This is a genomic window from Streptomyces sp. NPDC043853 (genome assembly GCF_056436025.1).
Genome location: NZ_JBWKDJ010000002.1, coordinates 47440 through 60487 on the forward strand (window position 1 = coordinate 47440; position 13048 = coordinate 60487).

Below are 13048 nucleotides of genomic sequence, written 5' to 3' on the forward strand. Positions count from 1 at the left end.
GCCGGCCCGACCCGGGGTGGTGCTCCCCGTCCTGGGGTGCTGGCCCGGCTTGGGGTGCTGGCCCGGCTTGGGGTGCTGGTCCGGGGCCGTAGGGATCAGTCTTCGGCCGCGGCGATGGTCTCGTGGTGGCGGATGACCTCGGCGATGATGAAGTTGAGGAGCTTCTCGGCGAAGGCCGGGTCGAGCTTGGCGTTCTCGGCGAGCTGGCGGAGGCGGGCGATCTGGCGGGCCTCGCGGCCGGGGTCGGCGGGGGGCAGCTGGTGGCGTGCCTTGAGGTGGCCGACCTGCTGGGTGCACTTGAAGCGTTCGGCGAGCATGTAGACGACGGCCGCGTCGATGTTGTCGATGCTGTCACGGAGGCGGGCCAGCTCGGCGGCGGCCGCCTGGGCGGAAGGGTCCTCGGCGAGGGCTTCGGCGATCACGTCGTCGGCGGAGGCGTTCCCGGGGGCTTCCGCGGCGGGGGTCGCGGAGGTGTGCGGGCCGGGGGCGTTCTCGTCGATGTCGCTGCTGTTCATGGTCATTGAGCTTACGTGGCCGGGCTGGGGGATTCCTCGGGCCGACCGGTCCGTGAGACGGCACTCCGGGTGATTCCCGGCGCAGGTGGGCGGGCTGCGACTACCCGGCCGGGCCGGGCTGGGGCGGCTTCGGGTCCGGGGGTCACGGCCGTCGGGCGGGGGCGGGTGGGGCGGCTTCGGGTCCGGGGGCCGAGGGCTCCGGGTGGGGGCATCCGGGACGGCATGATTTACGGCGCGTTGCGCAGCATGCGGCTGCCGGGCGGGGGGCGCGCCACAAATCACGCTTGAGTGTCCCGGACACCCCCACCCTCCACCCCCGGCCCCCTACCGGCAGACTCCGGCCCTCCGGCGAGGTGTGGGCAGGCGTCCCGCCCGGCCGGCGCAGGGTGCGCAGCCGGGCCACCTCCCTCGGAAGCGGGCCCCGGTCAGGGGGCGGGCAGGGGGTGGGGTCATGCCTTGGTCCGGAGAGGTCGCTTTCCCAGGCCGGGGGCGGTTCCGGGCGCCGGGGCTTGGCCTGGGCGCAGAGGGAGGGGTCGGCGGTGCGGACCGCTTCAACCTGCATGGCCGGGCTCGCGTCTTTGAGGAGGAAGCCGGAGGCGAGTGCCGCGTGGGTGTACTCGTCGAGGTCGAGGGTGGTGACGACGGGGTGACTTCGAGGCCGTCGAGGAGGACGTGTGGTCGGGTCGGCGCTCCGGGGGCGTGCGGAATTCGGTCCTGGTCGTCGGTGGTCGGCGTGCGTCGCCTGCCGCGCTGTCGCCCGTCGGGTTCCGCGCACGGGAGCGGGGTGCGGTGCGGCCCGCCCCGTCCTTCCGGCCGGCTGTCGCGGGGCCGCCGGAAGGACGAGGGGCCGTACGGGGCACGTGGGCCGCATGTGCCGTACGGGGTGTGTGGTGCGCACCTGTCGTACGTGGTGTGCGGGGCGGCCGGGCCGGCGGTGCTACAGGGTGGCGGCCGCGTTCGTGATGGCCGTGGCGAAGGTGGAGACCTCCGTGTACACGCCCGGGTAGTCCGGGCGGGCGCAGCCGATGCCCCAGCTGACGATGCCGACCTGGATCCAGGCGCCGGCGTTGTCGCGGCGGAACATCGGGCCGCCGGAGTCGCCCTGGCAGGTGTCGACGCCGCCGACGTTGAGGCGTCCGGCGCAGATCTCCTCGCCGGGGATGATGTCGCCGCCGTAGGCCGCCTGGCAGTCGGCGTCGGAGACGAAGGGGACGGTTGCCTTCATCAGGTAGCGCTGCTGGGCGCCGCCTTCGCGGGTGGCTCCCCAGCCGGCGACGGTGAAGGTGCCGTTGTTGTACTGCGTGGTGTCGGCGATCTTGAGGGTGGGCAGGTTGATCGGCTGGGCGAGCTTGATCAGGGCCCAGTCCTTGCCGGAGCCGTTGTAGCCGGGGGCGCGGTAGACCTTGGTGGAGCGGACCTTGATCGCGCTGGAGCTGTTGAGGTCGACCACGCCGGCGGTGGCGGTGATCGAGGTGTTGTTGCCGGAGGCGCCGACGCAGTGGGCGGCGGTGAGGACGACCTGCGGGGTGAGCAGGGAGCCGCCGCAGCCCATGGAGAGGCGGACCATCCAGGGGAATTCGCCCTGGGCGGTGCGGGTGCCGCCGACGACGGGGGCGGGGGCGGCGTTCGCGGCCGGGGCGGAGAGGGTCTGGAGGCTGGCGGCGGCCAGCACGACGGCGCCGGCGGCGGCGGTGCGCTTCAGGGTGCGCTTGAGGTTCGGCTTCACGGACACGGTGAACACGCTGCCTTTCGTGGGGGGTTGGGCGGTGCGCGTCATCGGGTGAATGACCTGTCCATGTCACAACGGCGGTTGCCGGGACAACAAGACCGTGTTTTCGGCCAATTCGGCGGAAGGATTCCGGGACGGGGGGCGTCATGACGCAGAACCGCGCGCGGAACGGCCGCGTCGAGCACGGCTTTCCGCACCTGGCCACGGTCCGCGCGACCGTCACCGCCCTGCACCGGCAGCTGACCACCGCCGGCGTACGCTCCCACTCCCCCGCCCTCGCCCCCTCCGAGGCCGCCTTCACCGCGGCCGACGACCTGTTCCTCGGGGCCCAGCGGGTGGCCGCCGCGGTGGTCCGGCAACTGCGGCTGCCGGACGCCCGGATGATCATCTGCTTCCGGTCGATGGAGGACGCGGCCGTCATCGAACTCACCTCCGGGCCCGAGTACTTCATCGAGGTCGACGACAGCTTCCGGACCCACCGGCGGGACCTCGCGGCCGCCCTCGCCCACGAGGTCACCCATGTGCTGCTGCACCGGCTGGGGCTGCGCTTCCACGGCACGGAAGCCGACGGGGTCCCCTCCGACGAGGTGCTCACCGACACCACAGCCGCCTACCTGGGCGCGGGCTGGCTGCTGCTCGACGCGTACCGGGAGGACGCGCTCGGCCATCGGAAACTCGGCTACCTCACGCCCGAGGAGTTCGGCTACGTCCTGGCCAGGCGCGCCGCACTGCTGGGCGAGGACCCGTCCGTGTGGTTCACCAGCCCGCAGGCCTACGAGGCGTACGAACGCGGCCGCGAGGCCGCCCGGCAGGAGTGGCGGCGGGCCCCGCTGGCCGGGGCGGGGACCGTCGAGCGGGCCCGGTACGCCCGGGCTCGGCGGACCGGGACAGCCGGAGCGGATGCGGCGTACCGGTTCGAGACCGGGAGGGCGGGGGCGCGCGTCAGCTTCCCCTGCCCGGTGTGCGGGCAGCGGCTGCGGGTGCCCGTGCGGCGCCGGCTCACCGCACGCTGTGCGCTGTGCGCGTCCCTGCTGGAGTGCGAGACCTGACCGCTATGCCTCGCAGCCGCCTCCGAGGACGTCGTCGCAGTCGTGGCGGGCGATCCCGGCGTTCGGCGAACCCCGTTCGGTGGAGCGGGTGCTGCGGCAGGCGCGCCACGGCCCGCCGGGCCGTGGCGGTGTGGACGCGGCGACCGCGAACTGCCGCGGCCGGCACCGGTGATGGAGGTGTGCGTGCGAGCGGTGTGGCGGGAGTTGTACGGGGTGACGGCGGGGGCGGGGGAGATCCGGCCGGGCGAGAACATGATGGACTGGCTTCGGTTCAACGCAGGCCCGTAGTGGGTAGGAAACCCGTGTCGCACGAGTCACGGTCCGGGCCCGACCTCCCCGCCAGGAGGCCGGGCCCGCATCCTTGCTACTCCCCGGCGGCGGTGCCGGGCCTCCCCGTGCGGGCGGGACTACGGTCGCGTGCAGATGACCTGGGCCGTCAAGGCCCGCGGACAGGCCGTCGTGTCGGTGGCCCGGACCTCCCGGCCACGGCCGTCCACGCCGTGGAAGTTGGTCGTGCCCCCGTAGTGCCTGCCGAGCGGCCTGCGCCCAGAACCCCCGCAGGGCTCCGCCCCAGAGAGCTGCGGGCTCCGCCCACACCGCGGTAGTCCGGCTGCCCGTGTCTGGGGGCGGGTCATCACCCGCACCTCGCGCGTAGGTCGGTGTGTGCCGGGAGGGGGTCGGGGGTGGAGGGTGGGGGTGTCCGGGACACTCAAGCGTGATTTGTGGCGCGCCCCCCGCCCGACAACCGGACTCCGCGCAACGCGCCGTAAATCATGCCGTCCCGGATGCCCCCACCCGGAGCCCACGGCCCCCGCACCCGGAGCCGCCCCAACCGCCGACCCGGCCCGGCCCGGCAGCCAATACCCCCGGACCCGAAGCCGACTCAGCCCAGCCCGGCCAGGCAGTCAACGCCCCCGCACCCGAAGGCACCCAACACGCGTCCGGCCCGGCAGCCGTGGCCTCCGGGCACGAAGCCGGCCCCACCCCGCCCGGCCTACAAGGCCGACCGGCCCACGCCGACCCGCCCCCGCCCTCGGCCCGACCCCGCGCCCGAAGCCGACCCGGCCCGCCCCCGGCCCGGGTCGCTTCAGTTCGCCCCGTACACCGGTCGTGGGACCTCCGCCGCCGCGAGGAGTTTCAGGGCCGCTTCTCCCGCCTCTGCCGGGGTCCAGCGGGAGCCGCGGTCGGTGGTGGGGCCCGGGCGCCAGCCCTCCATGACGGTGATGCGGCCGCCCTCCGTTTCGAAGACCCGGCCCGTGACCCCCGCCGAGGCCGTCGAGCCGAGCCAGACGACCAGCGGGGAGACGTTCTCCGGAGCCATCGCGTCGAAGGCGCCGGCCTCCGGGGCCGCCATGGCCTCCGCGAAGGTCTGCTCGGTCATGCGGGTGCGGGCGGCCGGGGCGATGGCGTTGACCTGGACCCCGTACCGGCCCATCTCCGCCGCCGAGACCAGGGTCAGCCCGACGATGCCGGCTTTCGCGGCGCTGTAGTTGCCCTGGCCGACCGAGCCCAGCAGTCCCGCCCCCGAGGAGGTGTTCACCACCCGCGCCCCGGGCCTGCGGCCGGCCTTCGCCTCGGCCCGCCACCACGCCGCCGCGTGCTTCAGCGGCAGGAAGTGGCCTTTGAGGTGGACCCGCATCACCGCGTCCCAGTCGTCCTCGTCGAGGTTGACGAGCATCCGGTCGCGCAGGAAGCCCGCGTTGTTGACCAGGGTGTCCAGCCGCCCGTACGTGTCCAGCGCACAGCCGACCAGGGAGGCGGCGCCGGAGGTCGTGGCGATGTCTCCGGTGTGGGTGACGGCCTCGCCGCCCGCGGCGCGGATCTCCGCCGCCACCTCCTCGGCGGGCGAGGCCGAGGCGCCCGCCCCGTCCGGCCCCACCCCGAGGTCGTTGACCACGACCTTCGCGCCTTCCGCCGCGAACGCCAGCGCATGGGCCCGGCCCAGGCCCCGTCCCGCGCCGGTGATGACGGCCACCCGGCCCTCGCACAGTCCTGCCATCTCCATCACTCCTTGTCCGTGTCTGCCGCATGCGCCGCGCCGGTGCTCCGGTTGGCCGTTGCCGCGTCCAGGAACGCCGGGCGTTCCCCGCCCCCGTGCACCAGCAGGCCGGCGCCGCTGACGTAGGCAGCCCGGTCCGAGGCGAGGAACACCGCCGCCGCCCCGACGTCGGCCGGTTCGGCCAGGCGGCCCATCGGCACGGTGGCGCCGACGGCCGCCAGGCCGGTCTCGTCCCCGTAGTGCAGGTGGGAGAGTTCCGTCCGGACCATGCCGAGGACCAGCGTGTTCACCCGGACCTCGGGTGCCCATTCCACGGCCATCGAGCGGGCCAGGTTCTCCAGTCCCGCCTTGGCGGCCCCGTACGCCGCACTGCCCGGTGAGGGGCGGGTGCCGCTGACGCTGCCGATCATGACGATCGAGCCGCGGACCGCGCTCAGGTGGGGACGGGCGGCCAGCGAGGCCGTCAGCGGGGCCAGCAGGTTGAGTTCGAGGACCCGCGCGTGCCGTTCCGGTCCGCCGTCCGCCAGCAGGCGGTACGGGGTGCCGCCGGCGTTGTTGACGAGGGTGTCCAGCCGCCCGTGGTCGGCGGCGAGGGCGTCGAAGAACTCCGGTACGGCGGCTGGGTCGCGCAGGTCGAGCGGGCGGTACTCGGCCGTGCGGCCGTCGTGCGTCACGGGTTCGTCCGGCGGCCGGCGCGCGCAGACGACGACCCGCGCACCGGCGGCGAGGAACGACCGGGCGATGCCGGCGCCGACGCCCCGGGTTCCGCCGGTGACGACGACAACCCTCCCGTCCAGCTCCATGGGCTGCTACCTTCCTGACCAACACCTGACCTAACAAACGTTTGGTGGAAAGGTAGCTGATTCACTCATGGGTGTCTCCACTTCCGGCCCGGACAAGGGCGTCGCACTGGTCACCGTCGACTTCCCACCGGTCAACGCCGTGCCCGTACGGGGATGGTTCGAGCTGGCCGACGCCCTGCGCGCCGCCGGGCGCGATCCCGGCACGCGGTGCGTGGTGCTGGCCGCGGAGGGGCGCGGCTTCAACGCCGGCGTGGACATCAAGGAGATGCAGCGGGACGGCGGCCACGACGCCCTGATCGGCGCCAACCGCGGCTGCTACGAGGCCTTCGCCGCGGTGTACGAGTGCGAGGTGCCCGTCGTGGCGGCGGTGCACGGGTTCTGCCTGGGCGGCGGCATCGGACTGGTCGGCAACGCCGATGCCATCGTGGCGAGCGAGGACGCCGTCTTCGGGCTGCCGGAACTGGACCGGGGCGCGCTGGGCGCGGCCACCCACCTGGCCCGGCTGGTGCCGCAGCACCTGATGCGGGCCCTGTACTACACCTCCCGTACCGCGACCGCCGCCGAACTGCACGCCCACGGCTCGGTCTGGCAGGTGGTGCCGAGGGAGGCGCTGCGCACGGCGGCCCTGGACCTGGCGCGGGAGATCGCGCTGAAGGACGGCTACCTGATCCGGCTGGCGAAGGCCGCGATCAACGGCATCGACCCGGTGGACGTGCGCCGCAGCTACCGCTTCGAGCAGGGCTTCACCTTCGAGGCCAACCTGAGCGGCGTGGCCGACCGGGTCCGCGACACCTTCGGGAAGGCGGGAGAAGACCGATGACGGGACCGATGACGGGACCGACGGCGGCATCGACGGCGGCGACGGCGGGACCGATGGCGGAGACGACGGCCGGCGAAGCGATGGCCCCCGACAAGGTGATGACCCCCGACGAGGTCGCCGGGCGGCTGCGCAGCGGCATGACGGTCGGCATCGGCGGATGGGGTTCGCGCCGCAAGCCGATGGCCCTGGTACGGGCCCTGCTGAGGTCGGACGTCACCGACCTCACCGTGGTCTCGTACGGCGGACCCGATGTGGGCCTGCTGGCCGCGGCCGGGCGGATCCGCCGGCTCGTCGCCCCGTTCGCCACGCTCGACTCCGTTCCGCTGGAGCCCAACTTCCGCGCCGCCCGCGAGTGCGGTGCGCTGGAGCTGACCGAGCTGGACGAGGCCATGTTCATGTGGGGGCTGCACGCGGCGGCGAACCGGCTGCCGTTCCTGCCGGTGCGGGCCGGGCTCGGCTCCGACGTGATGCGGGTCAACCCCGGGCTGCGCACCGTACGGTCGCCGTACGCGGACGGCGAGGAGTTCGTCGCGGTGCCCGCCCTGCGCCTGGACGCCGCCCTGGTCCACCTCAACCGTGCCGACCGGCTGGGCAACGGCCAGTACCTGGGCCCCGACCCGTACTTCGACGACCTGTTCTGCGAGGCCGCGGACGCGGCGTACGTCTCCTGCGAGGCGATCGTGGACACCGCCGAACTGACCCGGACCGCGGGCCCGCAGACGCTGCTGGTCAGCCGGCACGCGGTGACCGGCGTCGTGGAGACCCCGAACGGCGCGCACTTCACCTCCTGCGTGCCCGACTACGGCCGGGACGAGCCCTTCCAGAAGCTCTACGCGACCACCCCCTGGCCCGAGTTCTCCGCACGCTTCCTCTCGGGTGCGGGCGAGGAGGACTACCGGTCCGCCGTGCAGGCCTGGCACAAGGAGCAACGATGACGACCACCCCGGGCACCGGGAGCACCCCGGCCGCCACCCCGGCCGGCGGCCCCGCCACCCGCGCCGAGTACTGCGTGATCGCCTGCGCCGAGGCCTGGCGGGGCAACGGGGAGGTGCTGGCCAGCCCGATGGGGGTGATCCCCTCCGTGGGCGCCCGGCTGGCCCGGCTCACCTTCTCGCCCGAACTGCTGCTCACGGACGGGGAGGCGATGCTGGTCGGGCCGGACGGCACGGTGGAGGGCTGGCTGCCGTACCGGCGGCACCTGACCATGGTCACCGGCGGTCGGCGGCACGTGATGATGGGCGCCAGCCAGATCGACCGGTACGGCAACCAGAACATCTCCTGCATCGGCGACTGGGAGCGGCCGGCCCGGCAGCTGCTCGGGGTGCGCGGCGCCCCGGTGAACACGCTGAACAACCCGGTGAGTTACTGGATCCCGAGGCATTCGCCGCGGGTGTTCGTGGAGCGCGTGGACATGGTCAGCGGGGTGGGCCACGACCGGGCGGCGGCCGCCGGCCCGTCCGCCGCGCGCTTCCACCGGATTCCGCGCGTGGTCTCCGACCTGGGCGTCTTCGACTTCGATACGCCGGACCGGAGCATGCGGCTGGCTTCCCTGCACCCGGGCGTCACCGTGGAGGAGGTCCTGGCGGCCAGCGGGTTCGAGCCGGTGGTGCCCGAGGAGGTGCCGTACACCCGCGAGCCCACGGCGGCGGAACTCCGTCTGATCCGTGAGGTGATCGATCCGGACGGGCTGCGGGAGAAGGAAGTGCGGTCCTGATGGAGACGGCGCTGACGAAGCTCACCGGGGTCCGGTATCCGCTCGTGCAGACGGGGATGGGCTGGGTGGCCGGGCCCCGGCTGGTCTCGGCCGCCGCGAACGCCGGTGCGCTGGGCATCCTGGCTTCCGCCACCATGACCGTGGACCGGCTGCGTGCGGCGGTCCGCGAGGTCAAGTCCCGTACGGACGCGCCGTTCGGGGTCAATCTGCGGGCCGACGCCGGGGACGCGGGCGAGCGGGTCCGGCTGATCATCGACGAGGGGGTGAAGGTCGCCTCCTTCGCGCTCGCGCCGTCGAAGGAGCTGATCGGCGAGCTGAAGGCGGCGGGCGTGGTGGTGATCCCGTCGATCGGGGCCAGGAGGCACGCCGAGAAGGTCGCGGCCTGGGGCGCCGACGCGGTGATCGTGCAGGGCGGCGAGGGCGGCGGGCACACCGGCGACGTCGCCACCACCGTGCTGCTGCCGCAGGTCGTGGACGCCGTGGACATCCCGGTGGTCGCGGCGGGCGGCTTCCACGACGGGCGCGGGCTGGCCGCGGCGCTCTGTTTCGGCGCGGCCGGTGTGGCCATGGGCACCCGCTTCCTGCTGACCTCGGACTCCACCGTCCCCGACCCGGTGAAGGCCCGCTACCTCGCGGCCACGGTGAAGGACGTCACCGTCACCACGGCGGTGGACGGGCTGCCGCACCGGATGCTCCGTACCGAGCTGGTCGATGCCCTGGAGCGGGCGGGCCGCGTCCGGGCGCTGGCCCGGGCGGTCCGGCACGCGGCCGGCTTCAGGAAGGTCTCCGGCCTGTCCTGGACCCGGATGGTCCGGGACGGCATGGCGATGAAACACGGCAAGGACCTGTCCTGGAGCCAGGTCCTGCTCGCCGCCAACACCCCCATGCTCCTGAAGGCGTCCATGGTCGAGGGCCGCACCGACCTCGGAATCATGGCATCCGGCCAGGTCGCGGGCGTGATCGAGGATCTGCCCTCGTGCGCGGAGCTCGTCGACCGCGTGATGGCCGAGGCACACGCGGCGCTGGAGCGCCTGCGTTCGCTCGACGCCCTGCCTCCACCAGGGTGATCCCCTTCTCCGCGAGGAGTCGCACACGATGAGCCGTGCCCGAATCCGCCTGGCGTCCGCGGTGCTGCTGTCCGCGCTGGCCGTCGGGACCGTTCCCGCCCACGCGAGCGCCGGCCCGCCGGTGCCGGCGGCCGCGTCCGATCGCGCCGTCGGGCGGCAGAACCCCCGCCAGCACGGGGCCGAAACGATGCGTCAGATCCCCCTCCAGGGCGCGGTCAACGTCCGCGACCTGGGCGGCTACTCCACCTACACCGGCGGCCGGGTGCGTACGGGCTTGGTCTACCGGTCCGACGCCCTCAGCAAACTGACCGCGGCGGACATCACCGCCCTCTCCGGGCTCGGCCTCACGAAGGTCGTGGACTTCCGGATCCCCATGGAGCTCCAGTACGACGGCGCCGACCGGCTGCCGTCCGGGCTCACCCCCACCGCGCGCCCGGTCAGCGACCTCGGCCTGTACGGGACCCTGGTCGGGGCGATCTCCAGCGGCGACCCGGTCAAGCAGGAGCAGATGCTCGGCGGCGGCCGCGCCGAGGCCTACATGCGCGACATCTACCGCACGTTCGTGACCAGCCCCGAGAACCGGGCGCAGTTCGCGGCGACGCTGCGGGACATCGCGGCGGGCGGTCAGGGCCCGCTGCTGTTCCACTGCACCTCGGGCAAGGACCGGACGGGCTGGCTGGGTTACGTGCTGCTGCGGGCGCTCGCCGTGCCGGAGAGCTCGGCCGAGCGGGACTACCTGGCCTCGAACACCTACCGGGCCGCGTACGACGCGAAGCTGCGGGAGGGGCTGAAGCTTTCGGGCCGGATGCAGAACCCGGACCTGCTGATCCCCCTGCAGGAGGTCCGGCAGGACTACCTGGACGCGGCGACGGCACAGATGGAGGCCGACTACGGCAGCTTCTACGGGTACCTGACCCAGGGGCTCGGCCTGGACCTGCGGGTCCTGGTGGACCTCCAGAGGAAGCTGGTCCGCTGACGGACGGGCCGCAGGCCGGGCCCGGCACTCAGCCGGGTCCGGCCGGCGGTCGGGGCCGGGTCGCGGTCCGCGCGCCGGTCCGGGCGGGCGGTCCGGGCGGCGGTCGCGAGCCGGGCCGGGCGGCGGTCGCGAGCCGGACCCGAATCAGCCCGGCTCAGCCCCCTTCGGGGCGGGTCGGGGGCCGGCCGCCGCCCTGGTCCGGGCGGCCGCCGGCGCTGAGGTGGGCCACCACCTCGACCAGGTCCTCGCACGCCTGCTCGATCTGCAGGCGGATGTTGTTCTGCTCGGTGACCAGCGCCGACAGCAGCAGCCCGGTGAGGGCCGCCGCACCGTTGAGGGCCTGGAGGTTGACCATGATCTCCAGGAGGGTGTGGTCGGCGAACGGTCCGACGCGGTCGATCGCCGCGGAGACCGTCAGCACGGACACCATCAGGGCACAGGGCGCGCTCCCGGCGAGCTGGAACCGCACGGCGGCCCAGATGATCAGTGGGAAGACGAGGAAGAGCAGGGAGAGGGAGCTCCGCGCGGCCACCAGGGTGACCCCGAAGGCTCCGGCCGCCAGGGCCACCGCCTCGACGGCGCGGTAGGGGTCCCGGGTCAGCCGGACTCTGGGGAGGACCAGCAGCATCGGGGTGACCAGCAGGACGCCCATGGCATCCCCGACCCACCAGGCCGCCCAGATCGGCCAGGCGCCGGAAGGCTGCAGGTCACCGGTGAGGATCAGGGTGGCGACACCCACGGTCGCGCTGATCAGCATGGGCAGCAGGCCGCCCAGGAAGACCAGCAGGAGCCCGTCCCGCAGCCGGTCGAGTTCGATGTGGAAGCCCGTACGGCGCAGCAGCAGGTAGGCGCACACCGGGCCGAGGGTGTTCCCCGCGACGATGGCCAGGTCCTCGGGGGCGAAGGTGCTGAGCTGCTCGATGGCCAGGTAGGTGCCCAGCGCGATGCCCGGCCAGAGGCGTACGCCGCCCCAGAGCAGGCAGGCCAGCGCGATGCCGGTGGGCGGCCACAGCGGCGTGACCTGGGCCCCGTCCACGACGACGCGCTGCATCAGACCGGCCCACCCGGAGACGTGGTAGGAGACGGCCACGACCAGGATCAGCAGGAGATCCAGGAGGACACGTCGCCATTCCACGGTGCGCACCCCAGCATCAGACACCAGCGGCTCGCCCGGCCCGGAGCGCGACACGCACCGGACCGGGCCAACCGGGGCCCGGCGGCCGGGCCGGTCCGCGATGCGGCACACCCCTGTCGGCCGGGCCCTGCATGATCCAAAAGGCACGGCCTAAGCCGGCTCGGCGGCCGCCGCGTCGTGACGGATGACCAGGACCGCGGCGTCGTCGGCGTGGCCGGTGGAGTCGGCCACCTTCATCACCGCGGCGGCGAGCTCGTCGGGGTCGGCCGTCGGCGCCTCCCGGACGACCCGGGCCACCCGCTGGAGGCCCTCGTCCATGGGGAACGGCGGCCCTTCGACCACCCCGTCGGTGACCAGCACGATGGCTCCCGCCTCGGTCAGCCGGCGCCGGGTGACGCCGTAGCCCGCGCCGGGCAGCAGGCCCAGCGGCAGTCCGCCGTCGTCGTCGGCGATGCCGTAGCGGCCGTCGACCGTGGCCCAGACGGCGGGTACGTGGCCGGCCCGGGCCGTCTCGACCTCCCAGGTCTCGGGGTCGAAGCGGAGCAGGCTGCAGGTCGCGAAGAGCCGGGAGTCCATCGAGAGCAGCACGTCGTTGGCCCGGCTCAGCACCTCGCCGGGATCGTCGACGATGGCGGCCACCGCGCGCAGGCAGATCCGGACCTGGCCCATGAAGGCGGCCGCCTCGACGTCATGCCCCTGCACGTCGCCGATGGAGAAGGCGAGCGCGCCTTCGGGCAGCCGGAAGCCGTCGTACCAGTCTCCGCCGATGTCCAGGCCGTCCCGGGCGGGCGCGTACCGGGCCGCGGTCCGCAGCCCGGGCAGGAGGGGCAGCGCGGCCGGCAGCATCTCGCGCTGCAGCGCCTCGGCCAGCTCCACCCGGGCATGGTGCAGCTCCGCACCTTCCCGGGCCTGCGCGGTGAGCTGTCCGAGCATGTCGAGGAGCTCGGCGCTGGCCGCGTGCGGGGCTCGGCGCCTGGTCACGACCCGCTCCGAGCTTCGTCCATGTCCTCTGCTTCCGCCGCTGTGCGAAACAGCCACCGCTCATCATATTTCCGGTCCGGTGCGACCGCGTTTCCGGTCCGCTCCGCCCACACCGGCGGGCCGGGCGGGCGCGGGGACGCGGACGGCCGCCGTCCCGCGAGCGGGGCGGCGGCCGTCGTGCCTGGTGGGGCGGGGTGCGGCGGAACCGGGTGGGGCCGGGCAGTCTCCTTCCGGATCTCGCCGGACCCGCAGGATCCGAA

General features: G+C 74.0%; 12 protein-coding genes. 6 read left to right on the forward strand and 6 right to left on the reverse strand.

The annotated features are described in order from the left end of the window. Positions 1–95: 95 nt before the first annotated feature. Together AC067U_RS05480 and AC067U_RS05485 are read right to left on the reverse strand one after the other, a co-directional pair. Positions 96–515: a chorismate mutase gene (locus tag AC067U_RS05480; protein WP_478828335.1), complete on the reverse strand. Its 420-nt coding sequence runs from the start codon at positions 513–515 to the stop codon at positions 96–98. A gap of 937 nt (positions 516–1452) precedes the next feature. After that, on the reverse strand, positions 1453–2292 hold the full coding sequence (locus AC067U_RS05485) for a serine protease (protein WP_478828336.1): 840 nt from the start codon (positions 2290–2292) through the stop codon (positions 1453–1455). Between the two features lie 98 nt (positions 2293–2390). Here AC067U_RS05485 and AC067U_RS05490 point away from each other — a divergent pair, with 98 nt between their 5' ends. Continuing rightward, entirely contained in the window at positions 2391–3293 is a 903-nt protein-coding gene (locus AC067U_RS05490; RefSeq protein ID WP_478828337.1) for a hypothetical protein, read from the forward strand. Between the two features lie 1087 nt (positions 3294–4380). Here the strand turns inward: AC067U_RS05490 and AC067U_RS05495 are convergent. Next, on the reverse strand, positions 4381–5292 hold the full coding sequence (locus AC067U_RS05495; RefSeq protein WP_478828338.1) for an SDR family oxidoreductase: 912 nt from the start codon (positions 5290–5292) through the stop codon (positions 4381–4383). A 5-nt stretch (positions 5293–5297) separates the two neighbouring features. Continuing rightward, positions 5298–6095 carry an SDR family oxidoreductase gene (locus AC067U_RS05500; RefSeq protein ID WP_478828339.1) on the reverse strand — a complete coding sequence of 266 codons (798 nt, stop codon included), beginning with the start codon at positions 6093–6095 and terminating at the stop codon, positions 5298–5300. Between the two features lie 67 nt (positions 6096–6162). On the opposite strand from AC067U_RS05500, the gene AC067U_RS05505 reads away from it, so the two are divergent. From AC067U_RS05505 to AC067U_RS05525, 5 genes are read left to right on the forward strand one after another with little or no spacing between them, the layout of a single operon-like run. Continuing rightward, positions 6163–6915, forward strand: a complete 753-nt coding sequence (locus tag AC067U_RS05505) for an enoyl-CoA hydratase family protein (protein WP_478828340.1) — start codon at positions 6163–6165, stop codon at positions 6913–6915. 53 nt (positions 6916–6968) lie between these two features. Next, entirely contained in the window at positions 6969–7850 is an 882-nt protein-coding gene (locus tag AC067U_RS05510) for a CoA transferase subunit A (RefSeq protein ID WP_478828341.1), read from the forward strand. Further along, complete coding sequence (locus AC067U_RS05515; protein WP_478828342.1) at positions 7847–8629, forward strand: CoA-transferase subunit beta; 783 nt, start codon at positions 7847–7849, stop codon at positions 8627–8629. The genes AC067U_RS05510 and AC067U_RS05515 overlap by 4 nt, the downstream gene beginning before the upstream one ends. Continuing rightward, positions 8629–9696, forward strand: coding sequence for an NAD(P)H-dependent flavin oxidoreductase (locus tag AC067U_RS05520; protein WP_478828343.1), 1068 nt, complete (start codon positions 8629–8631; stop codon positions 9694–9696). Before AC067U_RS05515 ends, AC067U_RS05520 begins: the two co-directional genes overlap by 1 nt. 28 nt (positions 9697–9724) lie before the next feature. Next, the gene (locus tag AC067U_RS05525) at positions 9725–10672 is read left to right on the forward strand and encodes a tyrosine-protein phosphatase (RefSeq protein ID WP_478828344.1); all 948 of its coding nucleotides are present in this window, start codon (positions 9725–9727) and stop codon (positions 10670–10672) included. A gap of 154 nt (positions 10673–10826) precedes the next feature. Here AC067U_RS05525 and AC067U_RS05530 read toward each other — a convergent pair whose 3' ends face one another. Beyond that, entirely contained in the window at positions 10827–11807 is a 981-nt protein-coding gene (locus AC067U_RS05530; protein ID WP_478828345.1) for an MASE1 domain-containing protein, read from the reverse strand. Positions 11808–11957: 150 nt separating this feature from the next. Next, on the reverse strand, positions 11958–12788 hold the full coding sequence (locus AC067U_RS05535; protein WP_478828346.1) for a PP2C family protein-serine/threonine phosphatase: 831 nt from the start codon (positions 12786–12788) through the stop codon (positions 11958–11960). Between the last annotated feature and the right edge of the window lie 260 nt (positions 12789–13048).